Raw genomic sequence first — 26,507 nt, 5'->3', positions numbered from 1 at the left:
CCAACTCGCCGCTGGGCCGGCCCGATCAGGGGCGTCGGCGCACTGCGGCGGCGACCCCTGCGACCACGAGGACCGCGCCCGTGGCGATGAGGCCGCCGGTGACCCAGGCGAGCGGATCGATGCGCACCTGGGTGAGGGTCGTCGTGAGCATCGCGCCGGCGAACACCAGCAGGATCACGCCCCAGAGGATGGTCCCGAAGCGTGCGGCGCGGCCACCGCTCGTGGTCGACGGGGTCTTGGTCTGGCCCGCGGGCTCCTGGAGTCGCCCGGTGGCTGCCGTCGGGTCGTCGTGCTCGCTCATCGTCCTGCCTCCTGCTGCTCGGTGATGACGGTGTTCCCGGCGACCGCCCACAAGCGCACCGTCGTCGTGTCCGGCGAAGCCGTCCGGCCGTAGCGCGCCTCGTCCTGGTAGAACGGCCCACCGCCACGTCGATCGTCGCGGTCCCTGTCGTCGCTGTCCTCATCGATGCCGCCGACGATCGCCGCCACCTCGACGACGACCGGAGTGTCCTCGGGAAGGATGACATCGAGCTCTCCGGCGACGAGCCAGACGTCGATCGTGCCGCCGCGGGATGCGCCGACGTCGTCGAGATCCCGGAGGTCGAGCGTCGGCTGACCGGCGATCATGACGTAGCCCTGCTGCTCGCCGGACGGTGCCGAGCTGACGTTCCAGGTGGTCCGACCCACGAAGGAGAACGTCGAACCGGCGGGGAAGACGCCGGCGACGAGGAGACCGATGACGGCGACGAAGGTGAAGAACCCGAGCCAGCCGCTCTCCCGTCCACTGATTCCGGCGACGATCGTCGCGATCGCCAGGGTGCCGAGCGCGGTGGCCGTCCCGACCACGATGATGGTCGCGGAGACCGCCCCGGTGCCTGCCGCGAAGACCGCGGATCCGGCACCGGCGAGGAGGGCGAGTCCGAGGGCGATGGCGACGAACGCCGCACCGGGTTTGGTCACGCGACGCTCGCGTGCGGCGCTCTCTCGCTGTTCTCGCTGTTCGGCACGTTGTCTGTCCATCTCGTCCCGGAACTCCTGGCTCGTCCACCCTCGCTGCGCGGTGGGCGCGCCGGGCCAGTCGGCCGCTGCAGGGGCTGCGGAGAGCGGGGCCGCCTGGAGCGGGGTCGTCGGAAGCGGGGTGGTCGGCATGTCGGTGCCCGCTCGTGTCGGGGCGTCGTTCGACGCCGGTGCACCGCCCGGAGTCGTCGGTGCCGACGTCCAGGCCGATGGCGCCGGAGCGGCTTCCGTGCCCTGGGCGTGCCATGGTACGGGCGGCGAGCTGTGCGGGCCGGGCGTCGCGGCCGCGCTCGTCCACGGGTCGTGGCGTGGCGTGGTCGGCGCCGGTGGTGCGGCCTGCGTCTGCCCGCGCCGCGCGAACATGATGATGAGCCAGACGGTCGCGGCGATCAACGCGATGACCCAACCGGCGGTCATCGTGGATTCGAGCCAGCCGGGAAGGTTCCAGGCGCCGGGCACGCCGTCCCACCACAGCCCGCGCATGAACGGCACGACAGTGAGGACGGCCATGACGCCGATCGCGACCATCGCCGGGTCGAAGACCCCGCGGATGGCGCGTTCGAGGTGGATCCGACCCTGCTGGTCGGGCACCAGGGCCCATGCAGCGGCATAGAGGAAGAGGATGGGACCGCCCAGGATGGCGATCACGATCGCGACTCCGCGGACGATGACCGGGTCGATCCCGAGACGCTCCGCGACACCTCCCGCCACGCCACCGAGCCACGACTCGCTCGACCGTCGCAGGCCCATGGAGCGCCACCAGTCGAAGAAGCGGGTCGCGCCGTCCTGTTGTGTCGGGGGCCCTTGCGGCGGCCCGGCGGGTGGAGTGCTGTGGTTCGTCATGCTTCGATCATGGCGACCGCGTCGCGTCCGCCCATCCGGTATGACCCTGAGCGGACCCTGATCCTCGCTCGTCAGGGTGCCGAGCCGGGCCGGAGCTGCTTGGATGGCTCCATGGGATCCGGGGTGATGACGCGACCACGGCACCGCCTGCTCGGCGGTGTGTGCGCGGGCTTCGCCGACCACACCGGCGTTCCGGTCGCCGCCGTCCGGACCGCGACCGTCCTCCTCGGGGCCTGCGGTGGCGCCGGTGTCCTGCTCTACCTCTGGCTGTGGGTCATGACGCCCACCCAGGACGCTGAGGCGACCCTCGACGCGCGCGTGCACCTGTTGCGGCCTTCGGCGGACGCCGACCACGTGATCGGGACGGATGATCCCCGACGAGGTGCACCGATCACCGAGATCCTGCTGGGCGTCGCGCTCCTTGCAGCAGGGACTGCGCTCGTCGCCACGCGCACGGGGCTCGCGATCCCGCTGGAGGCGGTCATCCCGGTGATCGTCGTCCTCGCCGGCGCAGCGCTCGCCTGGCGGCAGTTCGGCGAGCGTGGACGCGCTCCGGGCTCACCGGCACTCCTCGTCCGTGTGCTGGGTGCCCTCGTCCTCGTCGTCCTCGGCATCCTCCTGTTCTTCGTGACGGGCGAGCAGCCCAACATGTGGACGGTGATCGTCGCAGCGATCGCCGTGTTGCTCGGGGTCGCGGTCGTCGTCGCCCCGTGGGCCTTGCAGCTGAACCGCGATCTGGCGGACGAACGTGCCGCGCGCCTTCGCGAGGCCGACCGAGCGGAGATCGCAGCGCATCTGCACGACTCGGTCCTCCAGACCCTCGCCCTCATCCAACAACAGGCCGGCCCCGCGAGCGAGGTGTCACGTCTCGCTCGCGCGCAGGAACGGGAGCTGCGCAACTGGCTGTTCACCGGGAGCACGGCGCCCACCGGCGACCTCGCGACCGAGTTGCGGTCCATCGCCGCGGTGATCGAGACCGACCATGCCGTCCGGGTCGACGTCGTGACCGTCGGTCGGACCATCGACGATGTCCCGGAGCCGTTGCTCGCCGCGGCCAGGGAGGCGATCCTGAATGCTGCGCGGCATGCCGGAGGCGACGTGTCGGTCTACCTCGAGACCGCGCCGCACCGCGTCGAGGTGTCGATCTCGGATCGCGGTCCCGGTTTCGATCTGGAGCGGGTCCCGCCGGACCGGTTCGGTGTCCGTGAATCGATCATCGGACGCATGCAGCGGATCGGCGGCGAGGCGACCATCCGATCCGGCCCGGGCGCGCGGGGGACCGAGGTGCGGCTCGTGCTGCCGATCTCCGACGTCGGCCCGGTGTCATCACCCGCATCGGCCGACATGACCCGCACCACACCGAGGAGCTCCGCATGACCGATCGAACCGTGACCGTCGTGATCGTGGACGACCACTCCATCTTCCGTTCAGGCCTGCGCAGCGAGCTCGGCCCGGACATCGTCGTGCTCGGCGAAGCGGCCGATGTCGAGCAGGCGATCGAGGTGATCGCCCGAGAACGGCCGCAGGTCGTCCTCCTGGACGTCCATCTTCCGGGCGGCGCCGGCGGCGGGGGAGCGGACGTGATCGCGGGATCGGTCAGGTCGGCCCCCTCGACGCGGTTCCTCGCACTGAGCGTCTCCGATGCTGCAGAGGATGTCGTGCGCGTGATCCGCGCCGGCGCTCGCGGCTACATCACGAAGAGCTCCTCGGGTTCGGAGGTGGCGGAAGCGGCCCGGCGCGTCCACGACGGCGACGCTGTGTTCTCGCCACGCCTCGCGGGCTTCGTACTCGACGCCTTCGGCGCCGTCACGGGCGAGACGGCGGAGTCGGTCGACGAACTCGACCGGCTTTCGGCTCGCGAGCAGGAGGTCATGCGGCTCATCGCGCGAGGGTATGCGTACAAGGAGGTCGCGACCGAGCTGTACATCTCGGTGAAGACCGTCGAGACCCACGTCTCGAGCGTGCTGCGCAAGCTGCAGTTGTCGTCCCGACATGAACTCGCCGCCTGGGCTCTGCAGCGCAAGCTCCTCTGAAGCCGTTCGCCGAGCTCCGAGGTGCCCTTGAGTCGGCCGTCAGCGAACGGCCAGTGCACGCTCAGGACTCCGGCGGTACCCTGAGGTCATGATCATCCGTCGGGCGTTCTACTACTGGCGATTCGCCGCGATCTTCATCCTGCCCGCCTGGCCGTTCGTCGGCTGGGGCCTGTTCGGAGAGAGCGGCTGGAGCCTGCTCGGTCTCGTCATCGCGATGCCGATCCTCGCGATCGCGCTCGCGGCCATCGCCTTCCTCATCTCGGCTCGCGCAAGTGTCCGGACGACGAAGCTCGTCTCGTGGACGGACGTCGGCCTGCTCGCACTCTGGCACGTCACGATCATCTGCTTCGGGACGTTCAGTTCCGGCGTCGCGCTCTGGGCAGTGCTGGGTGTCGCAGCGGGGCTCGCCGCGTTCTGGGGATCCATCGCACAGCTCATCACAGAGACGAGTCAGCGTGCTCGCGAGACGATGGCGGAGTTCGAGCGCATGGCGGCCATGCCCGGCACGATCCCGGGTGCAGTACCAGGTACCGGCCCAGCGACAGGTGCCCCGACACAGCGGTTCGACCGTGGCCCGGTCGACGGTGGCGAGTTCATCGTGGTCGAGGAGTCGAAGCCCGACGAAGGACGCTGACCGCTCGATTTCCTGAGAACGCCGGCCCGGTTTCCTATCCGGAGGTGTTTCATGGCACAATTGCTGTTTGTGCCTGCGCAGTTCTGCCACAGGGGAACGTCGGTAACTGGCACACACCTCCTTCCGAACGTATTCAGCGGTCGACCTGTGGCGGTCGCAGAGATGGAATCATCATGCACATTCTCGACTCAGTCGACGCAGCATCCCTCAAGACGGACATTCCCGAATTCCGCGCCGGCGACAACGTCAAGGTGCACGTGAACATCATCGAGGGCAACAAGTCCCGTATCCAGGTGTTCCAGGGCGTCGTCATCGGCCGCTCGGGTGAGGGTGTCCGCGAGACGTTCACCGTCCGAAAGGTGAGCTACCAGGTCGGCGTCGAGCGTACCTTCCCGGTGCACTCGCCGAACATCGACCACATCGAGCTCGTCACTCGCGGTGATGTGCGTCGCGCGAAGCTCTACTACCTCCGCGAACTGCGCGGCAAGAAGGCGAAGATCAAGGAGAAGCGCGACAACTAGTCGCCCTCCGGTCTGCGCCGGTTCTTCGAGCGATCCGCTCCTGGTTCCTGCAGTCCTCGATCGCCTGGCGCGATCAACCCTGAGCTCCCCACCGGATAAGCTGGTGGGGAGCTCAGGCGGTTAAATGACAGACAATTCCCTGGCGACGGACACGTCGCCCGACCAGACGCGGCGACCCCGCGGTAAGCGCGGCGCCCTGCTGTTCTTCCGCGACCTGCTGATCATCTTCGTGGTGGCGCTGCTGGTCTCCTTCCTCATCAAGACCTTCCTCGTGCGGTCGTTCTACATCCCCTCGGGGTCGATGGAGAACACCCTGCAGATCCAGGACCGCATCCTGGTGAACGAGCTCGTACCAGACGTGGTCTCGTTGAACCGCGGCGACGTCGTCGTGTTCCAGGACCCGGGCGGCTGGTTGCCCCAGACGGCGGAGGCACCTCAGCCTCCGATCACCGCCGCCGTCGAATGGGTCCTGTCGATCTTCGGGCTCGTCGCACCCGACAGCGACGACCATCTGATCAAGCGCGTCATCGGACTGCCTGGCGATCGAGTGGCCTGCTGCAACCCGCTCGGCCAGATGACGGTGAACGGTGTGCCGCTCTCCGAGCCGTACGTGAAGCTGCCGGCCGGCACCGAGAAGGTCTCCGCTGATCCGTTCGACATCGTGGTCCCTGACGGCTCCCTGTGGGTCATGGGCGACAACCGGTACAACTCGAAGGACTCCCGATACAACGGCGACACGCCGGGTGGTGGGTTCGTCCCGATCGACAACGTGGTCGGACGTGCCTTCGTCATCACCTGGCCTTCCGCGAACTGGTCGTGGCTCGACAACTACCCGTCGGTGTTCCAGGGCATTCCGAAGCCCGACGACGAGTGATGGCGGTCAGCGAACCAACGCTCGACGTCGAGGAGGAGCTCTTCGCTGCCGGAGTCCCGACGGTCATCGGCATGGACGAGGTGGGCCGCGGCGCCATCGCCGGTCCGGTGGCGGTCGGAGCAGTGGTCGTCGCCCCGATCTGCGGGCAGTTCCCCGTCGGACTCCGCGATTCGAAGATGCTCAGTGAGAAAGCCAGGACTCGGCTCGAGCCGCTGGCTCGGGAGTGGGTGTTGTTCGCGTCGGTCGGCTTGGCGAGTCCCTCGGAGGTCGACGAGCTGGGCATCACGGCGTGCCTCGGGCTGGCCGGACGCCGCGCATTGCTCGAACTGCACGCGGCCGGCGCAGACGTCGCAGGGTCCATGGTGCTCCTCGACGGCAACAGCGATTGGCTGAGCAGTTCGCTCCAGCGACCGCTGAGGATCACGACTCGCATCAAGGCCGACCGAGACTGCGCCTCCGTCGCTGCGGCATCGGTCGTGGCCAAAGTCCATCGCGATCGACTCATGATCGACCTGCACGAGACGCTCCCGGAATACGGCTGGGAGGGCAACAAGGGCTATGGCTCAGCGCGCCACCTCGCCGCGCTCGGAGAGCACGGCCTGACGCTCCATCACCGGAGCAGCTGGCTGCCCGCCTACACCTAGAATAGAAAGACCATGGACGAAGACGAGTTCGAAGACTACGACCGCGAGGTCGAACTGGCCCTCTACCGCGAATATCGCGATGTCGTGGGTCAGTTCAAGTACGTGATCGAGACGGAGCGGCGCTTCTATCTCGCGAACGAGGTCGAACTCGTCCGACGCGACACAGCGAACGACTTCTACTTCGAACTCTCGATGACGGACGTCTGGGTCTGGGACGTCTACCGCTCCGACCGGTTCGTGAAGAGTGTCCGCGTGCTCACGTTCAAGGACGTCAACGTCGAGCAGCTGTCCTCTCGTGACTTCGAGCTTCCGAAGGAACTCACACTCGACGAGTAGTCGGCCCGCACCGACCCTCCTCCACAGCACCGGTCTCCTCCCTGAGTGTCGACTGAGCTGTGTGCGCCTCAGTTCCGCCTGCTGCACATCCGCTTGGGTGGTCACAGGAGGTGCACATGGCACACAAGGACGAGCTCGGCCGACAGGGTGAGCAACTGGCGACAGACCATCTCGAGGCGTGCGGATATCGCATCCTCGATCGCAACTGGCGGTGCTCGCAGGGCGAACTGGACGTGGTCGCAGACGACGATGGCACGCTGGTGTTCGTCGAGGTGAAGACCCGCTCAGGTACCGGCTTCGGCGATCCCGCCGAGGCGGTGACTCCGCTGAAGCTCGCCAGGATCGGCCGCCTCGCCGGTGCCTGGTGCGCGCAGCACCGGCCGCGTTCGCGTCGCATGCGGGTCGACGTCATCGGCATCGTGTTGCCTGCAGGCGGCGAGGCTCGGCTGCAGCACCTCCGGGGCGTGTCCTGATGGCCGTCGCACGGAGTTGGTCCGTGGCGCTCGCCGGGCTCACCGGCGCGATCGTCGAAGTGGAGGCCTCGGCGTCTGCGACCGTTCCGGGGATGGCCATCGTGGGTCTGCCGGACAAATCGCTCGGCGAGGCAGCGCATCGCATCAAGAGCGCGACAGCGAACTCGGGCTGTGAACTCCCGGGCGGCAAGATCACCATCAACCTGTCTCCAGCCTCCCTCCCGAAGCAGGGAAGCGCGTTCGACCTCGCGATGGCGATCGCGTGCCTCGCCGTCGGCGGTCTGATCCGACGCGAGTCCGCGGAGCGCGTGGTGCACCTCGGCGAGCTCGGTCTCGACGGGCGACTCCGGCCGCTGAGCGGCGTGTTGCCGGCGGTCCTCGCCGTGGCGCGTTCCGGGCACGACGCGGTGATGGTCCCGACTGCCAACGTCGAGGAAGCGAAGCTGGTCCCGGGGATCACGGTCATCGGAGCCACATCGCTGCGTGATGCCGCGATCTGGCATGGCGCCGAGTTGTCGACGATCGAGCTCGAGCCGGTGCGGCTGCGGACCGAGGCACTTGCGGTCCCCGAGCCTCTGGATCTGGCGGATGTCGTCGGCCAGCCGGATGCCGTGGACGCGATGATCGCGGCGGCGGCAGGCGGTCATCACGTGATGCTCGTCGGTCCGCCTGGAGCCGGGAAGACCATGCTGGCGGCTCGTCTTCCCGAGATCCTTCCGGACCTCGGTCCAGAGGCCGCGGTGGAAGTGAGCTGCCTGCGCTCGCTCATCGGGATCGCTCCGGACGGGGTGCTCGCGAGACGACCGCCCTGGGAGAACCCGCATCATTCCTCATCGGCCGCCGCGATCATCGGTGGCGGCTCCCGGCAGATCAGGCCGGGGGCCGCGGCCCGCGCAGCGCACGGAGTGCTCTTCCTCGATGAAGCGCCCGAGTTCCGGGCGGACGTGCTCGACTCACTGCGACAACCGCTCGAATCGGGCGTCGTGACGGTGCATCGCGCTCATGGCAGCGCGACGTATCCGGCGGCCTTCCAGCTCGTGCTCGCCGCGAACCCGTGCCCGTGTGGCCAGTACGGCACAGCGGATGGCGTGTGTACCTGTCCGCCGCAGGCCAGACGTCGATACCTCGGTCGGATCTCCGGCCCTCTGCTCGACAGGATCGACATCCGGGTGCGCGTCCAGCGGATCACCTCGGCCCTGGCAGGTCTCGTCGACGACCGTCCGCTGACGACTGCCGAGGCGCGGTCACGGGTCGAGGCTGTGCGGGCCGCGAGCGCCGAGCGGTTGGCCGGCACCGGCTGGCGGACCAATGCGCAGGCGAGCGGACCATGGCTCCGAAGTCCACGGATGCGGCTCGCTCGACCGATCACCTCCGCACTCGACCGGTCGCTCGAACGCGGGGGGATCACGATGCGCGGCTACGATCGGATCCTCCGCTTGGGGTGGACGCTCGCGGACCTCGATGGGGCGACGAGCCCGTCGAGCGAGCATCTCGGGCGAGCACTCCTCCTGCGCAAGGGCATCTCGTGAGCATGTGGTTCGGGCTCGACAGCGACCTCGTCCGACGCCTTGTCGTGGACCTCGCCGAGCAGCCTGGAACTGGGGACGCGGTGGCGGTGGACCGGGTGGCGTTGGAGACCGAGACGGTGCGCGCTGCGTTCGCGCGGGCGGCATGGACCATGATCGCGGAGCCCGGCGACGGGGTCGCCGGGCTTGTCGTCGACGCGCTCGGTCCGGCGGAGGCGTTGTCCGCGGTGCTGGAGCGTGTCGGGCCGGCCGAGTTGCAACGCCGGATCCTCTCGAGCGGTTGGGAAGGCGATCCGGCTGGTTGCGATGCCCCCGAGACCCTGGTCGACGTGCCGGCAGCGGCGGCGCCCGGGTCCCGGGTGCTGGGCAATGCGCTCGATCGGTGGACGCCGCGGTTGGTCGCGGCCGATCTGGTCGTCGCGTGTGAAACGGCGATCGAGGTCGGTGCTCGGCTCGTCCTTCCCGGCGGTGTGGGCTGGCATCCGGGGTTGGACGCACTCGGGGTGCACGGACCGCACGCGCTCTGGCTTCGCGGTTCCGGTGAGGCGGCGACGGGGGAGCGCGCGATCGCGCTGGTCGGAGCGCGGGCGTCCACCGGCTACGGCGAACACGTGACGCTCGAAGCCGCGGCGGGGCTCGTGGATCGGGGGTTCACGATCGTCTCGGGTGCCGCGTACGGCGTCGACGGTGCAGCTCATCGTGCGGCTCTCGGCAGCGGCGGGGTTACGGTGGCGTATCTCGCGGGCGGGGTCGATCGTCCCTATCCGGCGGGTCATGACGCGTTGATCCGACGGATCGTCGAGGAGGGCGGCACGATCCTCAGCGAGTCGCCGTGCGGCTCGACCCCGACCAAGTGGCGGTTCCTGCAGCGGAATCGACTCATCGCTGCCGCCTCGGCGGCGACGGTCGTCCTGGAAGCCGGAAGTCGCTCGGGGTCCATCAACACCGCGGGCCATGCGGCGTCACTCGGCCGACCACTCGGTGCGGTCCCTGGCCCCGTGACCAGTCCTGCGTCGGCGGGTTGCCATCGGCTCATCCGCGAATACGCCGCCACGTGCGTGACGAATGCCGAGCAGATGGCGGAGCTTACGGGGTGGGATGTCGCGGACGCACGGGCCGAGGCGTTCGCGTCGCCCCGGGAGCGTCGCGTCCGTGATGCCCTCAGTCTCCGGACGCCGCGGACGATCGACGTCATCGCGAAAACGAGCGGCCTGGCGGCGCGAGAGGTCGCTGGCGTCCTCGGCGCGCTCGACCTCGTGGGTGTGGTCCACGAGCGCGAGCACGGCTGGGTACTGTCCGCCGCGCCGGGGTGACGGACACCCGGACGGCCTCGGCGGGGGAGCGGCGCGCTTTCGGTGAGGTGAGGCAAGCTGGATCCGTGGACATCGTCAGCAGCTCCGAGACGTTCTCCGAGCACCTGTCGGCGGAGCGCAGGCTCTCGCCGCAGACGGTGCGCGCGTACTCGTCCGATCTCCGTCAGCTCGCGGCCTTCGCCGAGGGACGCGATGTGGACGACGTCGCCGGTGTCTCCCTCGAACTCCTGCGGGACTGGCTGTGGGCGGCGTCGGAAGCAGGAACGTCGAAGGCGACGCTGGCGAGGCGCACCGCAACGGCCAAGGCCTGGACCGCCTGGCTGGTCCGGACGGATCGTGTCGCCATCGATGTCGCAGCCCGGCTCCGAAGTCCGAAGACCGGTCGCACGCTGCCGCGGGTCGTCGGACGCGGCCCGTTCGACGAACTGCTCGCAGGCCTCGAAGACCGGGCATCATCGGGGGAGCCGAACGCGATGCGCGACCTCGCTGTCGTCGAACTGCTCTACGCCTCCGCGCTCCGCGTCTCGGAGCTGTGCGGCCTGGACCGCGACGACCTCGACCTCGATCGGCTCACGGTCCGCGTCACGGGCAAGGGCGACAAGGAGCGGGTCGTCCCCTTCGGTGTGCCGGCCCAGTCGGCGATCGTCGACTACCTCACGAGCGCGCGCCCCGTGCTGTTCGCACGCGGCGTCGCGAGTGAACAGCGGCCCGCACCGGGCGCAGCACTCTTCATCGGCACCCGCGGAGGCCGCCTCGGCCCGCGCTCGGTCTACACGCTCGTCGCGAGATTACTCGACGCCGTGCCCGGCGGTGGACCGGCGGGGCCCCACGCGCTCCGGCACACCGCAGCGACGCATCTCCTCGACGGCGGTGCCGACCTCCGGGCCGTGCAGGAGTTGCTCGGTCACGCGAGCCTCGCGACGACCCAGATCTACACCCACGTCTCCGTCGAACGCATCAAGGAGAGCTACCGCAACGCCCACCCGCGCGCCTGATCCGTCATTGAGCGGTCCGAGCGCGGACGACGGGGAGCAGTACGGCCGCTGGGACATCGTCCAGGAGCAGGAGCGGGTTGATGTATGCGCCGTCACGCCGGACGCCGAAGTGGACACAGGAGCCGTCGCAATGGCCTCCGTCGCCGACGGTGCCGATGGCCGCGCCACGCGCGACGGTGTCGCCGACGGAGACCGACCCCACCACCGGCTCGATGCTGGACACCAGACCGTCGTCGTGGCGGATGACGACGAGGGGCCGATCGACCACGACCCCGCTGAACGTCACGACGCCCGGAGCGGCGGCACTGACCGCCACCCCCGTCGGCGCCGTGACATCGATGCCCCGGTGGCCGGGTGCGTACGGAGTCGCAGGCGCGACGAACGGCGCCTGGACGGTGTGCGGCGCTTCGATCGGCCAGGCCCACCGGGGTGTCGACGCAGCGGCCGGGGGCGCGGACAACAGACAGGACAGGAGGAGCACGCGGCCCATGGATGCGATGGTCATGTTCGAAGCCTCTCGCGTACCGCCGGACGCGGTGGCGTGGCTGCCTGTCAGGGGCTCGAAGCCGCCCGACGACGAAGCCTGTGGAGCGCCGTCACAATCGGCTCGGATGCTATGCTGTCCGGAGCACCTCGCTCGTCGGGGTGACTACGCGTGCCATTTCGGCCAACACATCCATTCGGTCCTCGCTCTTCTGAGCGTGGCGGACGTGCGCCGGGCACCAGGGACGTGACCATCCGGTCCGTCAGACAACCGAGGCACTCCCACCCGACCGCGTGAGCGGTGGTGTGGCGAGCGCAGAACAGGAGAACGGCTCATGGCCGTCGTAACCATCCGCCAGCTGCTCGACAGCGGCGTGCACTTCGGGCACCAGACCCGCCGTTGGAACCCGAAGATGAAGCGATTCATCTTCACCGAGCGTTCCGGCATCTACATCATCGACCTGCAGCAGTCGCTCGGCTACATCGACCAGGCGTTCGACTTCGTCAAGGAGACGGTCGCCCACGGCGGCACCATCCTCTTCGTCGGAACGAAGAAGCAGGCTCAGGAAGTCATCGCCGAACAGGCGACGCGCGTGGGCCAGCCCTACGTCAACCAGCGCTGGCTCGGTGGCCTGCTCACCAACTTCCAGACGGTGTCGAAGCGCCTGGCCCGCATGAAGGAGCTCGAGGAGCTCGACTTCGAGGACGCTTCCAAGAGCGGCTTCACCAAGAAGGAACTCCTCATCAAGAAGCGCGAGCTGGACAAGCTCCACAAGTCGCTCGGCGGTATCCGCAACCTCTCGAAGACGCCTTCGGCGCTCTGGGTCGTCGACACCAAGAAGGAGCACCTCGCGATCGACGAGGCGCGCAAGCTCGGTATCCCGGTCATCGGTATCCTCGACACCAACTGCGACCCCGACGAGGTCACCTACCCGATCCCGGGTAACGACGACGCCATCCGTTCGGTCGGCCTGCTGACGCGCATCATCGCAGACGCCGCCGCTGAGGGGCTCATCCAGCGCCACCAGAAGCCGACCGAGGGCGACGCCCCCGCCGAGCCGCTCGCCGAGTGGGAGCAGGAGTTGCTCCAGGGCGGCGAGCAGGGTTCCGCCGAGACCGAGAAGGTCGCCGATGAGGCCATCGCAGCCACTGACGCCGTCGAGGCAGCCCCAGCTGTCGAAGACGTCGAGGTCGCTGCAACCGAGTCCGTCGCCGACGCCGAGGGTGCAGCTGCCGCTGAGGCCGTCGTCGCCGCCGACGAGAAGTAATCAAGGAGATCACCAGCAATGGCCAATTTTTCTCTTGCTGACCTGAAGGCGCTGCGCGAGCAGCTCGGCACCGGCATGGTCGACACCAAGAACGCACTCGTCGAAGCCGAAGGCGACGTCGAGAAGGCGACCGAGATCCTGCGTCTCAAGGGTGCGAAGGGCAACGCGAAGCGTGCCGACCGCTCCACGAGCGAAGGTCTCGTCGCTGCGAAGGAGAACGGCACGACCGCCACGCTCATCGAGCTGGCCTGCGAGACCGACTTCGTCGCGAAGGGTGAGAAGTTCCTCGCCCTCTCCGACCTCGTCCTCGACGCAGTCGTCGCCGCCGGCGCGACCACGGTCGATGAGGGGAACGCGGCTCCGGTCGACGGCAAGACCGTCGCCGAGGTCATCGCTGACTCCGCTGCGATCATCGGTGAGAAGTTCGAACTCCGCCGCCTCGCGGTGGTGGAGGGCGAGCACTTCGCCGTCTACCTCCACAAGACCAACAAGGACCTGCCCGCGCAGGTCGGCGTGGTCGTGGGGTACACGGGCGACGACGCGGAGACGGCTCGCAGCATCGCGCAGCACATCTCCTTCGCGAACCCCTCCTACCTCAGCCGCGACGACGTCCCGGCCGACGAGGTCGAGAAGGAGCGCGAGATCGTCACCGAGATCTCGAAGAACGAGGGCAAGCCCGAAGCGGCTCTGCCGAAGATCGTCGAAGGTCGCGTGACCTCGTACTTCAAGCAGGTGGCACTGCTCGAGCAGGACTACGCCAAGGACAACAAGCTGTCCGTCCAGAAGGTGCTCGCTGACGCGGGCCTGACCGTGACCGGGTTCGCCCGCTTCAAGGTCGGCGCGTAACAGTTGTGACGGGGTCCGGATCGCCAGTGGCGATCCGGACCCTTTGCGTGCGCGGGCAGAACTGCGCGCGCGGGATCGGTGACGATCCAGCCGTCGGGCCGACGGCTGTCGAGGACAGCGAACGGCTCGTGGCACTAGGTTGTGTGAGGGACGAGGAAGGACAGGCGGATGCCGGAGAAGAAGCGCAGAGTACTGCTCAAACTGTCAGGTGAGGCGTTCGGAGGTGGCCAGCTCGGCGTCAACCCGGACGTGGTCGGGGCCATCGCTCGCGAGATCGCTGAAGCGACCGCTGAAGTCGAGGTGGCGATCGTCGTCGGTGGAGGAAACTTCTTCCGCGGCGCGGAACTCAGCCAGCGCGGCATGGACCGTGGTCGTGCCGACTACATGGGCATGCTGGGCACGGTGATGAACGCACTCGCCCTGCAGGACTTCCTCGAGCAGGCAGGCGCGGCGACGCGCGTGCAGTCCGCGATCGCGATGACGCAGGTGGCAGAGCCGTACATCCCCCTGCGTGCGGAACGGCATCTCGAAAAGGGCCGCGTCGTCATCTTCGGGGCCGGTGCCGGACTGCCGTATTTCTCGACCGACACCGTGTCGGCGCAGCGCGCGCTCGAGATCGGTGCGGATGAGGTGCTCGTCGCAAAGAACGGGGTCGACGGCGTGTACACGGCCGATCCGCGTCTGGACAAGACCGCCACGAAGATCGACACGATCTCCTATCAGGAGGCGCTCCAGCGCGGACTCAAGGTCGTCGATTCGACCGCTTTCAGCCTCTGCATGGACAACGGCATGCCGATGCGGGTGTTCGGGATGGAGCCGGCGGGCAACGTGACCGCTGCGATCCGAGGCGCGAAGATCGGTACCCTCGTCACCTCCGCGTGAGCGGCAGGGCGATCCTGCCGCAGGCCGGCGCCCGACTAGACTGAACCCAGTAATGCAATCAAAGGAGTGCTCGTGATCGCGGATGTCCTCTCGGATGTTGGAACCCGGATGTCGAAGGCCGTCGAGGCCGCCAAGGACGACTTCGCCACAGTGCGAACGGGTCGCGCCAACCCCCAGCTCTTCCAGAAGGTCCTGGTGAGCTACTACGGCACGCCGACCCCGCTGGCGCAGCTCGCCTCCCTGCAGAATCAGGAGGCGCGCACCATCGTCGTGACGCCCTACGACAAGACCGCCCTGCGTGACATCGAGCACGCGATCCGCGACATCCCGAACCTCGGAGCGAACCCGACGAACGACGGAACGGTCATCCGGGTCACCATGCCCGAACTGACGGCCGAGCGCCGCAAGGAGTACGTCAAGATCGTGCGCGGCAAGGGTGAGGACGCCAAGGTGTCCATCCGGAACATCCGCCGCAAGGGCAAGGACGATCTCGAGGCGCTGAAGAGCGAGGTCGGCGACGACGACGTGGCACGTGGCGAGAAGGAGCTCGAGTCGATCACGAAGTCGCACATCGACGCCGTCGACTCGGCACTGAAGGCCAAGGAGACCGAGCTGCTCTCCATCTGAGCAGTTCCACATCCGCTGAATCCGTTCGCCGCCCGATCCGCCCGATCGTCGTCGGCTGGCCCGCTGGAGGTACCCGTGGAAGACGAAGTCGTTTCAGGGAAGTCGGGTGAGCCGACGACGCCGGATCCGGCTCGGCACGGCAAGCTCGGCCCGCAGGAGATCCGCTCGCAGCTGAAGGACCGCCGCGCGAAGTTCGAGCGTCAGGTTGAGGTCACGCGCGCAGACATCGAGCGTCAGGTGCAGGCCACCAAGGCGCAGTTCGACGCGACGAACGAACGCATCGAAGCTCGAGTCGGGCGCAACCTCGTCAATGCGATCCTGATCGGTGTCGCCGCTGGCGGCATCATGCTGGTGAGCCTCATCATCTTCAAGGTGATCTTCGTCGTGCTCGCGGCCGCCGTCGTCGCCTTCGCTGCGCTCGAACTGCGTCAAGCGCTCGAGCAGACGGGTCGCCGGGTCCCGGCGATCCCGACGGTGATCTCCGCCGTGGCCATGCAACCGGCGGCCTTCTTCCTGCACGACGTGTGGCGTTGGGCCGTGGTCCTGCTCGGAATCCTGTTCGTCGTCGTGTGGCGCGTCGCGGAACAGCTGGTCGTGTCGCGCCGGACCGATCTGCCGACGCTCGTCCGCGACATCGTCTCCGGGACATTCATCCAGGTGTACGTGCCGTTCCTGGCCTCGTTCGCGGTGCTCCTGGTGGCGCAGCCCGACGGAGAGTGGTGGACGCTCACCTTCCTGATCCTCGTCATCTGCGTCGACGTCGGTGCCTACGCGAGCGGTCTCTCGTTCGGCAAGCACAAGATGGCGCCGGTGATCAGCCCGAACAAGACCTGGGAGGGGTTCGCCGGAGCCGGCGTCGCTGCGATCGTCGCCGGTGTGCTGCTCGCGATCCTGATGCTCGGCGTGCCGTGGTGGGTCGGTGTACTGCTCGGCCTGTTGCTGCTCGGGAGTGCGACCGTGGGTGATCTCGGCGAGTCGCTCATCAAGCGGGACATCGGCATCAAGGACATGAGTTCCTGGTTGCCCGGGCACGGCGGCTTCCTGGACCGTCTCGACTCGATCCTGCCGTCGGCTGTCGTCGCTTATGTCGTCTTCCTGTTGTTCGGCGGCCTTGCGGCCTGATCGCGGGTGGATTTCGTCTGTTCAGCCCCCCATGGGGGAGAATGGTCGGGTGAGCACGACCTTTCCCTCCTCAAAACGTTCGAAGCGTGGCTACGACCCCGACGAGGTCGACGAGTTCCTCGACCGTGCGCGCGCGGCATACGCGCAGGACAGCGGGAAGGAACCGGTGCTGACGGCGGAGGACATCAGGCACGTCGCCTTCCGGTTGAGCCGTGGCGGCTACAGCACGGAGCACGTGGACGCGGCACTCGAGCGCCTCGAGGACGCCTTCTCGCTCCGAGAGCGTGAGCGCACGGTCGAAGAGCGCGGGGCGAAGGAGTGGCTCCGTGAAGCGCGGGGGACTGCTCAGGTCATCTTGAACCGGCTCACCCGTCCGGAGGGACAGCGGTTCGATCGCGTCAGTTTCCTGTCCCGCGGATACAGCAAGAAGGACGTCGACGCGCTCGCAGACCGCCTTGTCGCCTACTTCCACGACGGGACGCCGCTCAGCGTGGACCGCGTCCGCACGGCCGTCTTCCGCAACCAGTGGGCGGGGTATCGCGAGTCCCAGGTCGACGCGCTGCTGGACAGTGTGGTGGACGTCATGCTGGCGGTTCGCTGAAGATCCGTTCCACCGTTGGCCTGATCAGGCTTTCTCGGCTACCATCGATGCATCGTGCCTCAACACTCAACTGACGTGACCTCATGGAAACCCTCAGCCCAGCCGTCGTCCGGTAAGGCTGTTCAGGCGTACCGGCGCCCGCGCTCGCGTGGCAAGAAGGTCCTCGGAATCTTCGCTGCAACAGCGGCGTTCGGTTTCGTCGCAGTGACCATGGTGGATCCCACCTCGAGCGTCGTCGCGTCGTCGTATGTCGAGCAGGAATCACAGTTCGGCGGTACTGCCGCGCAGTCCGTCGTCGCCAGTGCGAACTTCCAATACACGTTCTCGCGCGACAACTACGAGGTCGTCGCGCCACCGCCTCCGCCCGTCGTCGCGACTCCGGCGACCACCGACGACGCCTCGTCGTCCTCCGGCAGCGCTCCCGCCGCCGGCGTCCCGGATCCGGGAACAGCTCAGGCCATCGCCTACGAGATGGTCATGGCGAACGGCTGGGGTGAGGGCGAGTACAGCTGCCTGGTGTCGCTCTGGAATCGCGAGTCGGGTTGGAACGTGTACGCCTACAACGCCAGTTCCGGCGCAACGGGAATCCCGCAGGCCCTGCCGGGCTCGAAGATGGCTTCGGCAGGCGCGGACTGGGCGACGAACCCAGCGACTCAGATCACCTGGGGCCTCGGCTACATCACGAGCCGCTACAGCACGCCCTGTGGGGCCTGGGCGCATTCTGAGAGCGCCGGCTGGTACTGAGTCGCCACGCTCCGTGCCACCACACCCGTCGTGAGCGCTGTGCATAGACTTGTCACATGCCTCGACACCACCGCCACCGGCCTCGGCCCGGAGACGACGACGAAGGCAGCGGCCTCGATCGCATGATGACGGGTTGGAAACGCTCCGAAGATCATCGGGACGGCTCCTGGTACGTCCAGCCGATCAGCGCCGCGAGTGCCCAGAAGCCCTACGTGTGCCCCGGCTGCGCCCAGACGATCCTTCCGGGTACTGCACATCTCGTGACGTGGCGCGCGGATGGTCTGATGGGAGACCAGGCGGACATCGCCGCACGTCGGCACTGGCACACGCACTGCTGGCGTATCCGTTGACCGCTTCGCGGCCATTGGTCGCTTCATCCGTTCCGCTCCGAGGAGGACGCACGACATGACCGACACCATCGAGATCAGGGGGAGTGCACAGCTGCCCGCCGTTCGTGAGGACATCGAGCTGCACACATCGGACGGTCTCACGCTCGTCGGAGAGCTCGCGACTCCGGTGGACGGTCTGATCGTGGCGACGTTGGTGACGCTGCATCCGCTGCCGACGGCGGGCGGTTTCATGGACTCGCACGTGCTCCGCAAGGCGGCTGCGCGGCTTCCAGCACTTGCCGGTGTCGCGGTGCTCAGGTTCAACACGCGGGGGACGTCTTCGCCACGAGGGACGAGCGACGGAGCCTTCGACGGCGGCACGGGCGAGCGCGCCGACCTCGAGGCGGCAATGGCGTTCGTCGCAGCCCGTGGGCTCCCGCATCCGTGGCTGCTCGGTTGGTCGTTCGGCACGGAGATCGCCTTGAAGTACGGCCGCGAGACTGCCGCGGAAGGCGTCATCCTGCTCTCGCCGCCGTTGCACCGGACGAGCGGTGAGGAGTTGCGGGCTTGGGCCGGCGACACCAGACCGCTTGTCGTGCTCGTGCCCGAGTTCGACGACTACCTCCGTCCCGATGAGGCGACCGACCGTTTCGCGACCGTGCCCCACACGACGCTTGTGGCCGTGGATGGAGCGAAGCATCTCTGGGTGGGAGAGACGCAGACCGCCCGAGTGCTGTCGGAGATCGTGGGCGCGGTGCATCCGGCCGCGCTGCCACTGCCGACGACGTGGCCGGCGACGGGCCTCCCAGCGGCCGTCTAGCAGCCTCCCAGACACATCCGATAGTCTCAAGCATCTGCGTCTCGTGCCGGCCCGAATCGCCGGAGTCCCGTCGGGCGCACGATCACACGCGTCACTCCCGACGCCAGAGGAGAGTTTTCCGTGCGTTTCGTTCTCGCCATCGCAGCATTCGTCGTGGCAGCCGTCATGATCGTGACGGGTATCGCGCAGCGGACGGTGTTCCTGCAGCCCGGTACCTTCAGCCTGTCGGCGACGGTGGACAGCGGTGAGCGATTCATCGTCATCCCCGGCAGCGTGCTGCAGTCGCAGCCGGGCGCGCAGTCGATCGTGGCGAACGCCGGCGGCGACACCCAGGTCTTCATGAGCTACGGGCGCGCGGACGACATCACAGCGTGGCTCGGTGACGAGCCGTACACCCGTGTCGGGGTGAACAGTGCCGGAACCGAGCTCACCACGACGAGTGTCGAGCCGGGCGACGACGATTCGGCCACGGACGACGATTCGGCCGCCGACGCGCCGGATGCGGTGGCCACTCCCGCACCCGACGCCTCGGGCGACGACGCAGCGACGACGGATACGGGTCCCGATCCGCGCGGCTCCGACCTCTGGCTCGGTGAGTACGATGAGGCGGGCGCGGTGATCACGACCCTCAGCCTCCCGAAGGACATCGACGTGCTCATCGCGACCGACGGGACAGCTGCAGCCCCCGACTCGGTGAAGCTGTCGTGGCCACTCGACAACGCGACGCCCTGGGCGGGTCCGCTCATCACGGGTGGCATCATCGTGCTGCTTGCCGGTATCGCCCTCTACCTGTCCGGAATCCAGCGGATGCGCCGCTCGCGTGGCCCTCGTCGCAAGGGGATCACCCAGGGTCAGAAGGGCCTCAGCAAGATGCCGAAACCTCCCAAGCCGCAGAAGTCCCGTCGCGACGCCGAACTCGGTTCGAAGCCGTCCGGGCGCAACCCGCTCCGCCGTTCGATCGTCATCGGAGTCCCACTCGTCCTCGTCGGCACCCTGGGCCTGAGCGGTTGCTCGCAGGACTACTGGCCGAGCATCGGTCAAGCCTCTCCCACGCCGAGCGTCACGGCGACCGAGCTCCCCGCTGACAGCCAGGACCAGGACTTCGCAGCACCGGTCGTGACCGTTCCCCAGGTCGAACGCATCGTCTCCCGCATCTCGACGGCCGCATCCGAGGCCGACGCAGCGCTCGACGGGACAGCTGCGGCCGTGAGGTTCGCCGGTCCGGCGTTGGAGGAGCGTACTGCGAACTACGCGCTCCGCACGGCCGTGGCCGATGCGGCAGGACCGACGCTGATCCCTGCATCTCCTGTGACCCTCACGCTGCCGCAGGCCACTGACGCGTGGCCGCGCACCGTCATGACGGCGATCCAGGACAAGGACGACGAGACCGTGTCCCCGACCGTGCTCGTGATGACCCAGGAAGATCCTCGGTCCAATTACCAGGTCGTCTACGCGGAGAAGCTGCTCGAAGGCGCCAGACTCGAGAACGTCGCTCCAGCGACCATCGGCGCTGCCAGCGTTCCACCGGACTCGAAACTCCTCGTACTGGCTCCCGAGCAGATCGCCGCGGCGTATGCCGACATCATCACCAACGGTGACGCGAGCACCTTCGCCGGGCTCTTCGACGCCGAAGGCGATGTCTTCCGAACTCAGGTCGCCGCCGACCGGGCGACCAAGGCGGCCAACCTGCCGACCACTGCCAGCATCGCCTTCTCGGCTGCTGCGGGAACCGGGCCCGACGTCGCGCTCGCGACGAACGACTCCGGCGCCATCGTCGCCGTCAACGTGCACGAGGGCGAGGTGGTCACGGTCGTGACAGCCGGTGCTACCGTGAAACCTCTTGGTGCGGTCGCCGCGCTCTCCGGGATCACCGAGAGCGCGAAGGGTACCCAAGCCACCTACGGCGACCAGCTCCTGTTCTACGTGCCAGCCGTCAACTCCGGAGAGAAGATCACCTTGCTCGGTTTCACCCAGTCCCTCATCGCCGCGTCGGAGCTCCCGTGAGTGCCGCCGAGCCGAGCGCAGCGCACCTGCGCGGCGCCGTCGACCTCTCGGGACTCGCCCGTCGCCACCAGACGCCACCCGCTGCCCAGCCGCCGGTGGGCGCCCCAGCAGAGGCGCCAGGCGCCACCGCGGGCCAGACCGTCGAGGTACCATCCCTCGTCTTCGACGCGACCGACGACGGCTTCGGGCAGGTCGTCGAACTCTCATCCGTCGTGCCGGTCGTCATCGACCTCTGGGCAGAGTGGTGCGGGCCGTGCAAGCAGCTGTCGCCGGTACTCGAGAGCCTTGCGATCGAATACGCAGGACGCTTCGTGCTGGCGAAGGTCGACGTCGATTCGAACCCTCAGCTGTCGCAGGCGTTCCAGGCGCAGTCGATCCCGATGGTCGTCGCGGTGGTCGGCGGTCGTCCGGTGCCGATGTTCAACGGAGCGATTCCCGAGTCGCAGGTGCGTGACGTGATCGAACAGCTCCTGCAACTCGCCGAACAGAACGGTGTCGCCGGTCGGGCGATCGTCGCGGAGCAGACTGCGGAGGCTGTTCCAGCCGAGCCTGTCGAGCCGCCGCTCCCGCCGCTCCATGCCGAAGCGTACGACGCGATCGAGCGTGCCGACTACCCGGCGGCCATCGCCGCGTACGAGAAGGCGATCGCGCAGAACCCGAAGGACGACATGGCGGTCGCCGGCCTGGCGCAGGTGCGTCTGCTGGACCGCCTCGCGGGCAAGACCCTCGATGCGATCCGTGGGGGAGCTGCCGCTGCCCCGGAGGACCTCGACGCCCAGCTCCTGGTCGCAGATCTCGATCTGTCCGGTGGGCACCTCGAGGACTCGTTCGACCGACTCCTGACGCTCTTCCCCGAACTGGATCAGGCAGGCAAGGACACGGTGCGGACCCGCCTGCTCGAACTGTTCCAGGTCGCAGGTTCCACCGACCCACGCGTCGTCAAGGCTCGCGGACGGCTGACCAACCTCCTGTACTGAGCCCGGTGCGATCGTACGCCCGAGGCCCGCTTCCGCTCCGGAAGCGGGACTCGAGCGTACAATTGCCGGCGCTTGCTCAGCCCACGTGTTTCAGCCAGAGCATCCCCAGTGGCGGTAGCGTCAGTTCCGCTGAAGCCGGGCGTCCCGACCACGGGACGTCCGTCGCCTCGACCGCGCCGTAGTTGCCGACACCGGAGCCGCCGTACTCGACGGCGTCGGTGTTCAGGAGTTCCTCCCACCGCCCAGCGAGCGGCAGCCCCACACGGTACGGACCCACGGGTGCTCCGGAGAAGTTGACCAGCGCGGCGATCACGTTGCCGTCGTGGTCCCAACGGAGGAACGACAGCACGCTGTTCTGCGAGTCGCCACCGTCGAGCCACTCGAAACCACCGGCCTCGTGGTCCCTCGCCCAGAGCGCCGGATGCTCCTTGTAGACCGAGTTGAGCCGTGAGACGAGCCCGAGCAGTGCGCGGTGGCTCGGCTGGTCGAGGATCCACCAGTCGAGTCCGCGTTCCTCGGACCACTCAGAGGGCTGACCGAACTCCTGGCCCATGAAGAGGAGCTGTTTACCCGGGTGCGCCCACATGAACGCCAGATAGGCGCGCATGTTCGCGAGCTGCTGCCAGTGGTCGCCGGGCATCTTCGCGAGCAGGGAGCCTTTGCCGTGCACGACCTCGTCGTGGCTGATCGGCAGCATGAAGTTCTCGCTGAACGCATACAGGAACGAGAAGGTGATCTCACCGTGATGGTGGGAGCGGTACAGCGGGTCGTGCTGGATGTACTCGAGCGAGTCGTGCATCCAACCCATGTTCCACTTCAGGCCGAAGCCGAGGCCGCCATCGCGTGTCGGCGCCGTGACGCCGGGCCAGCTCGTCGACTCCTCAGCGATCATGACGATCCCGGGATTGCGTTTGTAGGCGGTCGCGTTGGCTTCCTGGAGGAGACTGATGGCCTCCAGGTTCTCACGGCCACCGTGGATGTTCGGCAGCCATTCGCCTTCCTTGCGGGAGTAGTCGAGGTACAGCATCGAGGCGACGGCGTCGACTCGGAGCCCGTCGACATGGAACTCCTCGAGCCAGTACAGGGCGTTCGCGACGAGGAAGTTCTTGACCTGTGGTTGGCCGAAGTCGAACACCAGAGTGCCCCAGTCGAGCTGCTCGCCGCGACGCGGGTCGGGGTGTTCGTACAGTGGCTGGCCGTCGAAGTTGGCGAGTGCCCACTCGTCCTTCGGGAAGTGCCCGGGCACCCAGTCCATGAAGACGCCGATGCCGGCGCCGTGGAGGCGGTCGATGAGGTACTTGAGGTCGTCGCTGGAGCCGAAGCGGCTCGTCGGTGCGTAGTACCCCGTGACCTGGTACCCCCAGGAGCCGCCGAAGGGATGCTCGGAGAGCGGCATGAACTCGACGTGCGTGTAGCCGAGTTCGCCGATGTACTCGATGAGCTGATCGGCGAGCTCGCGGTAGCCGAGGCCGGGTCGCCAGGACCCGACGTGCAGCTCGTAGACACTCATGGGACCGTCGTGCGGGTCCGACGCGGCGCGGCGTTCGAGCCAGTCGCCGTCGGTCCAGCGATAGCTGCTCACACCGGTCACCGACGCGGTAGCCGGTGGCTTCTCGGTGAAGCGGGCCATCGGGTCGGCGCGGCGGACCCACTCGCCGGCCTGGGTGAGGATGTCGAACTTGTAGAGCTCGCCGGTCCCGATGCCCGGGATGAAGAGTTCCCAGACACCCGTGGTGCCCATGTTGCGCATCGCGTGAGCAGCGCCGTCCCAGCCGTTGAAGTCGCCGACGACTCTGACGGCACGTGCGTGAGGCGCCCAGACGGTGAAGGCGGTACCGGAGGTGGTGGATGCGGCGCCTTGGAGTTCGGTGACGTGCGAGCCGAGCGCCTCCCAGAGCTGTTCGTGGCGGCCTTCGCCGATCAGATGGAGGTCGAGTTCCCCGATCGACGGTCGGAAGCGATACGGGTCCTCTGCGGCCCAGGTCACGCCGTCGTCGTAGCGGGCCTCGAGCAAGTAGTCGACGATCCCGTCGAGGTGGAAGCCCTGCCAGATGCCGGCTCGCACGTGGGCGAGTTCGACGCGTGCACCACTCGCCAGGACGGCGGTCACCTGCTGTGCGAGCGGGCGGCGCGCCCGTACGACGGTGAGAGGGTCACTCACGCCGTCGACCGACACGCTGTGCTGGCCGAGGATCTGGTGGGGATCGTGGAAGCGGCCGCCGGCCACGGCGTCGAGCACCCAGTCCTCGATCGAGGGGAGGACGAGTTCATGCGGCTTGTCGCGAGACGCAGACACTGCGGGAGGAACGGCAGACGTCAACGGGGACGGCGCCGCACGGCGTCCGCTCCGCTTCGGGGCGTCCGCTTCGCCACCGGCGGGGGTTGGTGTGGTCATGGTCGGATCCTCACGTTCAGGATGTGCACCGGCTCGGTGAACGCATCGAGTTTCACGAAGTTGCTGTCGGTCCAGATCCACTCGGCCCCCGTGATGAGGTCGGTGACGTCGAGGCTGCCACCCTGCACGCCGCCGAACATCGTCTGGTCGAGGTGCACCATGGTCTGCCTCACCGAATGCGGATCGAGGTTGGCGACGACGATGATCGTGTCCGCGGCTCCCGTCCCGGTGAAGGCGGCGTCCAGGTGCTTGCTGTAGACGAGGATCTGTTCGTCGTCGCTCCAGTGGAAGCGGATGTTGCGGAGTTGCCGGAGTGCCGGGTGCTGGCGCCGCGCGTCGTTCAAGAGGGTCAGATACGGTGCGAGTGACGCGCCGGCTGCCTCGGCCTTCGCCCATTCGCGAGGACGGAATTCGAACTTCTCGCTGTCGATGTTCTCTTCCGCACCGGGCCGTGCGACGTTCTCGACGAGCTCATAGCCGGCGTAGACGCCCCACGTCGGCGCGGCGGTCGCAGCGATGGCGGCGCGGACCTTGTACGCCGCCCGCCCGCCGAACTGCAGGTACTCCGTGAGGATGTCCGGCGTGTTGACGAAGAGGTTCGGGCGTAGGAAGTCGGCGGTCTCGGTGGCCGCGGCGCCGAGGAACTCCTCGAGCTCCTCCTTCGTGTTCCGCCACGTGAAGTAGGTGTAGCTCTGTTGGAAACCGACCTTCGCGAGTCCCTGTAGGAGCGCCGGGCGGGTGAAAGCCTCGGCGAGGAAGACGACGTCCGGGGCTGTCCGATTGATGGTCCCGATGAGCCATTCCCAGAAGTCGAGGGGCTTCGTGTGCGGATTGTCGACTCGGAAGATGCGGACGCCGAGTGACATCCAGTAGCGCACGATCCGCAGCACTTCCGCCCGGATGCCCTCTGGATCGTTGTCGAAGTTGACCGGGTAGATGTCCTGGTACTTCTTCGGCGGGTTCTCGGCGTAGGCGATCGTGCCGTCCGGAAGCGTCGTGAACCATTCGGGGTGCTCGGTGACCCACGGGTGGTCCGGCGAGGCCTGGAGCGCGAGGTCCAGTGCGACCTCGAGACCGACCTTCTCCGCCTGGCTGAGGAAGAAGCTGAAGTCCTTCACCGTGCCGAGCTCGGGGTGGATCGCATCGTGGCCACCGGCAGCGCCGCCGATGGCCCACGGGGATCCCGGGTCGTGTTCGCCGGGTGTCAGGGTGTTGTTCGGACCCTTGCGGAAGGTCTCGCCGATCGGGTGGATCGGAGGCAGGTACAGCACGTCGAAGCCCATGGCTGCGACGGCCGGCAGCCGCTTCGCGGCCGTGCGGAAGGTGCCGGAGACCCAGGAACCGTCTGGGCGACGTTTTGCGCCCTCGGAGCGGGGGAAGAACTCGTACCAGGAACCCATGCCGGCGCGGGTCCGCTCGACGCGGATGATGAGCGGCTCAGTGGTGCTCGACAGTCCGGCGAACGGCTGTCGTGCTGCGATGGCGAGCACCTGCGGATCATCGAGGACGGCGAACCGGACCTCCGGAGCCGCCGCGCTGTCACGGAGGATGGACGCCCGCGCGGCCAAGGCCTTGCGGTCCTTGAGCGGACGTTGCTTGTCGGATGCCGCTGCCTCGAACAGTTGGGCGCCGATGAGGTACATGAGTTCGACGTCGACACCCGCGGCGATCTTGACGCTCGCATTGTGCTCCCAGGTCGCGAACTCGTCGGCGAAGGCTCGGACACGGTACGTCCATGCTCCCTGGGTGGCGAGCTGGACCTCGACTTCGAAGCGGTCGGTGCCGGGAGCGCCTGGCGCCATCCGGTGCGTCGTGGTCGCACCGGCCGGATCCGTGAGGAGCAGCTCGGCGCCGATGAGGTCGTGGCCCTCGCGGAACGCGGTGGCGCCGAACGGGACGACTTCTCCCGCGAAGGCCTTCGCCGCCCATCGGCCACCGTCGACGACTGGTGTCGGGGCGAGGATCGGGATGCGACCGATGCTCGGGACGAGCTCGGCCTCGACGACGGTGGAGGACTGCGGTACTGACTTCGGCATAGTGCGTTCCATCTCCTTCGGTGCCACTCGTCCGACCGTACCGCGAAACGATGCCCGATGATGGGCCGCGCGGGTCGAAGCACACCGTGATAAGGGGAAGTCGCCGGGTGTTCGTTCACGCGTCGGGTGGGTGCCCTGGAGGAGCTGGGCTGGTGCTCTAGAGT

General features: G+C 67.9%; 27 protein-coding genes. 22 read left to right on the top strand and 5 right to left on the bottom strand.

Annotated features, from left to right (window positions below; translation table 11 throughout):
• Window positions 1-25: 25 nt before the first annotated feature.
• Together ABMA10_RS13370 and ABMA10_RS13365 are read right to left on the bottom strand one after the other, a co-directional pair.
• Entirely contained in the window at window positions 26-301 is a 276-nt protein-coding gene (locus tag ABMA10_RS13370; RefSeq protein WP_347868993.1) for a hypothetical protein, read from the bottom strand.
• Window positions 298-1,860, bottom strand: a complete 1,563-nt coding sequence (locus ABMA10_RS13365; RefSeq protein ID WP_347868994.1) for a PspC domain-containing protein — start codon at window positions 1,858-1,860, stop codon at window positions 298-300. The genes ABMA10_RS13370 and ABMA10_RS13365 overlap by 4 nt, the downstream gene beginning before the upstream one ends.
• 126 nt (window positions 1,861-1,986) lie before the next feature.
• Here ABMA10_RS13365 and ABMA10_RS13360 point away from each other — a divergent pair, with 126 nt between their 5' ends.
• From ABMA10_RS13360 to ABMA10_RS13310, 11 genes are all read left to right on the top strand, one after another.
• The gene (locus ABMA10_RS13360; RefSeq protein WP_347868995.1) at window positions 1,987-3,237 is read left to right on the top strand and encodes an ATP-binding protein; all 1,251 of its coding nucleotides are present in this window, start codon (window positions 1,987-1,989) and stop codon (window positions 3,235-3,237) included.
• A complete protein-coding gene (locus ABMA10_RS13355) occupies window positions 3,234-3,893 on the top strand; it encodes a response regulator transcription factor (protein ID WP_347868996.1) in 660 nt (219 codons plus the stop codon). The genes ABMA10_RS13360 and ABMA10_RS13355 overlap by 4 nt, the downstream gene beginning before the upstream one ends.
• A gap of 88 nt (window positions 3,894-3,981) precedes the next feature.
• Window positions 3,982-4,527 (top strand): hypothetical protein, encoded by a 546-nt coding sequence (locus ABMA10_RS13350; protein ID WP_347868997.1) that lies wholly within the window; start codon window positions 3,982-3,984, stop codon window positions 4,525-4,527.
• Window positions 4,528-4,700: 173 nt separating this feature from the next.
• Window positions 4,701-5,048 (top strand): 50S ribosomal protein L19, encoded by a 348-nt coding sequence (rplS, locus tag ABMA10_RS13345; protein WP_347868998.1) that lies wholly within the window; start codon window positions 4,701-4,703, stop codon window positions 5,046-5,048.
• A 124-nt stretch (window positions 5,049-5,172) separates the two neighbouring features.
• Window positions 5,173-5,922, top strand: a complete 750-nt coding sequence (gene lepB, locus ABMA10_RS13340; RefSeq protein ID WP_347868999.1) for a signal peptidase I — start codon at window positions 5,173-5,175, stop codon at window positions 5,920-5,922.
• Window positions 5,922-6,566, top strand: a complete 645-nt coding sequence (locus tag ABMA10_RS13335) for a ribonuclease HII (RefSeq protein WP_347869000.1) — start codon at window positions 5,922-5,924, stop codon at window positions 6,564-6,566. The genes lepB and ABMA10_RS13335 overlap by 1 nt, the downstream gene beginning before the upstream one ends.
• Before the next feature lie 12 nt (window positions 6,567-6,578).
• Entirely contained in the window at window positions 6,579-6,902 is a 324-nt protein-coding gene (locus tag ABMA10_RS13330) for a DUF2469 domain-containing protein (RefSeq protein ID WP_056006841.1), read from the top strand.
• 116 nt (window positions 6,903-7,018) lie between these two features.
• Complete coding sequence (locus ABMA10_RS13325) at window positions 7,019-7,375, top strand: YraN family protein (RefSeq protein WP_347869001.1); 357 nt, start codon at window positions 7,019-7,021, stop codon at window positions 7,373-7,375.
• On the top strand, window positions 7,375-8,904 hold the full coding sequence (locus tag ABMA10_RS13320) for a YifB family Mg chelatase-like AAA ATPase (protein WP_347869002.1): 1,530 nt from the start codon (window positions 7,375-7,377) through the stop codon (window positions 8,902-8,904). The genes ABMA10_RS13325 and ABMA10_RS13320 overlap by 1 nt, the downstream gene beginning before the upstream one ends.
• Before the next feature lie 2 nt (window positions 8,905-8,906).
• A complete protein-coding gene (dprA, locus tag ABMA10_RS13315) occupies window positions 8,907-10,214 on the top strand; it encodes a DNA-processing protein DprA (protein ID WP_347869174.1) in 1,308 nt (435 codons plus the stop codon).
• A 65-nt stretch (window positions 10,215-10,279) separates the two neighbouring features.
• Window positions 10,280-11,209 carry a tyrosine recombinase XerC gene (locus ABMA10_RS13310; RefSeq protein WP_431030615.1) on the top strand — a complete coding sequence of 310 codons (930 nt, stop codon included), beginning with the start codon at window positions 10,280-10,282 and terminating at the stop codon, window positions 11,207-11,209.
• 4 nt (window positions 11,210-11,213) lie between these two features.
• Here ABMA10_RS13310 and ABMA10_RS13305 read toward each other — a convergent pair whose 3' ends face one another.
• On the bottom strand, window positions 11,214-11,714 hold the full coding sequence (locus tag ABMA10_RS13305) for a M23 family metallopeptidase (RefSeq protein WP_347869004.1): 501 nt from the start codon (window positions 11,712-11,714) through the stop codon (window positions 11,214-11,216).
• Between the two features lie 313 nt (window positions 11,715-12,027).
• Here ABMA10_RS13305 and rpsB point away from each other — a divergent pair, with 313 nt between their 5' ends.
• The 11 genes from rpsB to ABMA10_RS13250 all read left to right on the top strand — a co-directional run bounded on the left by rpsB (window position 12,028) and on the right by ABMA10_RS13250 (window position 21,912).
• Window positions 12,028-12,960 (top strand): 30S ribosomal protein S2, encoded by a 933-nt coding sequence (gene rpsB, locus ABMA10_RS13300; protein ID WP_347869005.1) that lies wholly within the window; start codon window positions 12,028-12,030, stop codon window positions 12,958-12,960.
• Window positions 12,961-12,978: 18 nt separating this feature from the next.
• The gene (tsf, locus tag ABMA10_RS13295; RefSeq protein WP_347869006.1) at window positions 12,979-13,806 is read left to right on the top strand and encodes a translation elongation factor Ts; all 828 of its coding nucleotides are present in this window, start codon (window positions 12,979-12,981) and stop codon (window positions 13,804-13,806) included.
• Between the two features lie 168 nt (window positions 13,807-13,974).
• Window positions 13,975-14,688, top strand: coding sequence for a UMP kinase (pyrH, locus tag ABMA10_RS13290; protein ID WP_347869007.1), 714 nt, complete (start codon window positions 13,975-13,977; stop codon window positions 14,686-14,688).
• A gap of 72 nt (window positions 14,689-14,760) precedes the next feature.
• Window positions 14,761-15,315, top strand: coding sequence for a ribosome recycling factor (gene frr / locus ABMA10_RS13285; RefSeq protein ID WP_347869008.1), 555 nt, complete (start codon window positions 14,761-14,763; stop codon window positions 15,313-15,315).
• A 75-nt stretch (window positions 15,316-15,390) separates the two neighbouring features.
• Window positions 15,391-16,437 (top strand): phosphatidate cytidylyltransferase, encoded by a 1,047-nt coding sequence (locus ABMA10_RS13280; RefSeq protein ID WP_347869009.1) that lies wholly within the window; start codon window positions 15,391-15,393, stop codon window positions 16,435-16,437.
• A 49-nt stretch (window positions 16,438-16,486) separates the two neighbouring features.
• Entirely contained in the window at window positions 16,487-17,038 is a 552-nt protein-coding gene (locus ABMA10_RS13275; RefSeq protein ID WP_347869010.1) for a DivIVA domain-containing protein, read from the top strand.
• 75 nt (window positions 17,039-17,113) lie between these two features.
• Window positions 17,114-17,782: a lytic transglycosylase domain-containing protein gene (locus ABMA10_RS13270; RefSeq protein WP_347869011.1), complete on the top strand. Its 669-nt coding sequence runs from the start codon at window positions 17,114-17,116 to the stop codon at window positions 17,780-17,782.
• A gap of 56 nt (window positions 17,783-17,838) precedes the next feature.
• Window positions 17,839-18,132, top strand: coding sequence for a hypothetical protein (locus tag ABMA10_RS13265; RefSeq protein ID WP_347869012.1), 294 nt, complete (start codon window positions 17,839-17,841; stop codon window positions 18,130-18,132).
• Window positions 18,133-18,187: 55 nt separating this feature from the next.
• Window positions 18,188-18,931 (top strand): alpha/beta hydrolase, encoded by a 744-nt coding sequence (locus tag ABMA10_RS13260; protein ID WP_347869013.1) that lies wholly within the window; start codon window positions 18,188-18,190, stop codon window positions 18,929-18,931.
• Window positions 18,932-19,051: 120 nt separating this feature from the next.
• Window positions 19,052-20,935, top strand: coding sequence for a hypothetical protein (locus ABMA10_RS13255; protein WP_347869014.1), 1,884 nt, complete (start codon window positions 19,052-19,054; stop codon window positions 20,933-20,935).
• A complete protein-coding gene (locus ABMA10_RS13250) occupies window positions 20,932-21,912 on the top strand; it encodes a tetratricopeptide repeat protein (RefSeq protein WP_347869015.1) in 981 nt (326 codons plus the stop codon). The genes ABMA10_RS13255 and ABMA10_RS13250 overlap by 4 nt, the downstream gene beginning before the upstream one ends.
• 76 nt (window positions 21,913-21,988) lie before the next feature.
• On the opposite strand, the gene glgB is transcribed toward ABMA10_RS13250, so the two are convergent.
• Window positions 21,989-24,307 (bottom strand): 1,4-alpha-glucan branching protein GlgB, encoded by a 2,319-nt coding sequence (gene glgB / locus ABMA10_RS13245; protein ID WP_347869016.1) that lies wholly within the window; start codon window positions 24,305-24,307, stop codon window positions 21,989-21,991.
• The gene (locus tag ABMA10_RS13240) at window positions 24,304-26,343 is read right to left on the bottom strand and encodes a maltotransferase domain-containing protein (protein WP_431030614.1); all 2,040 of its coding nucleotides are present in this window, start codon (window positions 26,341-26,343) and stop codon (window positions 24,304-24,306) included. The genes glgB and ABMA10_RS13240 overlap by 4 nt, the downstream gene beginning before the upstream one ends.
• Window positions 26,344-26,507 lie beyond the last annotated feature (164 nt).

The sequence above is a fragment of the Plantibacter sp. RU18 genome, assembly GCF_050613355.1.
In the GTDB taxonomy this organism is placed as follows: Bacteria; Actinomycetota; Actinomycetes; order Actinomycetales; family Microbacteriaceae; genus Plantibacter.
The sequence above is the reverse complement of the archived record's forward strand: the minus strand, read 5'-3'. Positions and strand labels throughout refer to the sequence as shown.

Coding starts and splice junctions, on each gene's coding strand:
- ABMA10_RS13370 (WP_347868993.1), bottom strand. CDS start 301: ATGAGCGAGCACGACGACCCGACGGCAGCCACCGGGCGACTCCAGGAG.
- ABMA10_RS13365 (WP_347868994.1), bottom strand. CDS start 1,860: ATGACGAACCACAGCACTCCACCCGCCGGGCCGCCGCAAGGGCCCCCG.
- ABMA10_RS13360 (WP_347868995.1), top strand. CDS start 1,987: ATGACGCGACCACGGCACCGCCTGCTCGGCGGTGTGTGCGCGGGCTTC.
- ABMA10_RS13355 (WP_347868996.1), top strand. CDS start 3,234: ATGACCGATCGAACCGTGACCGTCGTGATCGTGGACGACCACTCCATC.
- ABMA10_RS13350 (WP_347868997.1), top strand. CDS start 3,982: ATGATCATCCGTCGGGCGTTCTACTACTGGCGATTCGCCGCGATCTTC.
- rplS (WP_347868998.1), top strand. CDS start 4,701: ATGCACATTCTCGACTCAGTCGACGCAGCATCCCTCAAGACGGACATT.
- lepB (WP_347868999.1), top strand. CDS start 5,173: ATGACAGACAATTCCCTGGCGACGGACACGTCGCCCGACCAGACGCGG.
- ABMA10_RS13335 (WP_347869000.1), top strand. CDS start 5,922: ATGGCGGTCAGCGAACCAACGCTCGACGTCGAGGAGGAGCTCTTCGCT.
- ABMA10_RS13330 (WP_056006841.1), top strand. CDS start 6,579: ATGGACGAAGACGAGTTCGAAGACTACGACCGCGAGGTCGAACTGGCC.
- ABMA10_RS13325 (WP_347869001.1), top strand. CDS start 7,019: ATGGCACACAAGGACGAGCTCGGCCGACAGGGTGAGCAACTGGCGACA.
- ABMA10_RS13320 (WP_347869002.1), top strand. CDS start 7,375: ATGGCCGTCGCACGGAGTTGGTCCGTGGCGCTCGCCGGGCTCACCGGC.
- dprA (WP_347869174.1), top strand. CDS start 8,907: ATGTGGTTCGGGCTCGACAGCGACCTCGTCCGACGCCTTGTCGTGGAC.
- ABMA10_RS13305 (WP_347869004.1), bottom strand. CDS start 11,714: ATGACCATCGCATCCATGGGCCGCGTGCTCCTCCTGTCCTGTCTGTTG.
- rpsB (WP_347869005.1), top strand. CDS start 12,028: ATGGCCGTCGTAACCATCCGCCAGCTGCTCGACAGCGGCGTGCACTTC.
- tsf (WP_347869006.1), top strand. CDS start 12,979: ATGGCCAATTTTTCTCTTGCTGACCTGAAGGCGCTGCGCGAGCAGCTC.
- pyrH (WP_347869007.1), top strand. CDS start 13,975: ATGCCGGAGAAGAAGCGCAGAGTACTGCTCAAACTGTCAGGTGAGGCG.
- ABMA10_RS13265 (WP_347869012.1), top strand. CDS start 17,839: ATGCCTCGACACCACCGCCACCGGCCTCGGCCCGGAGACGACGACGAA.
- ABMA10_RS13260 (WP_347869013.1), top strand. CDS start 18,188: ATGACCGACACCATCGAGATCAGGGGGAGTGCACAGCTGCCCGCCGTT.
- glgB (WP_347869016.1), bottom strand. CDS start 24,307: ATGACCACACCAACCCCCGCCGGTGGCGAAGCGGACGCCCCGAAGCGG.
- ABMA10_RS13240 (WP_431030614.1), bottom strand. CDS start 26,343: ATGCCGAAGTCAGTACCGCAGTCCTCCACCGTCGTCGAGGCCGAGCTC.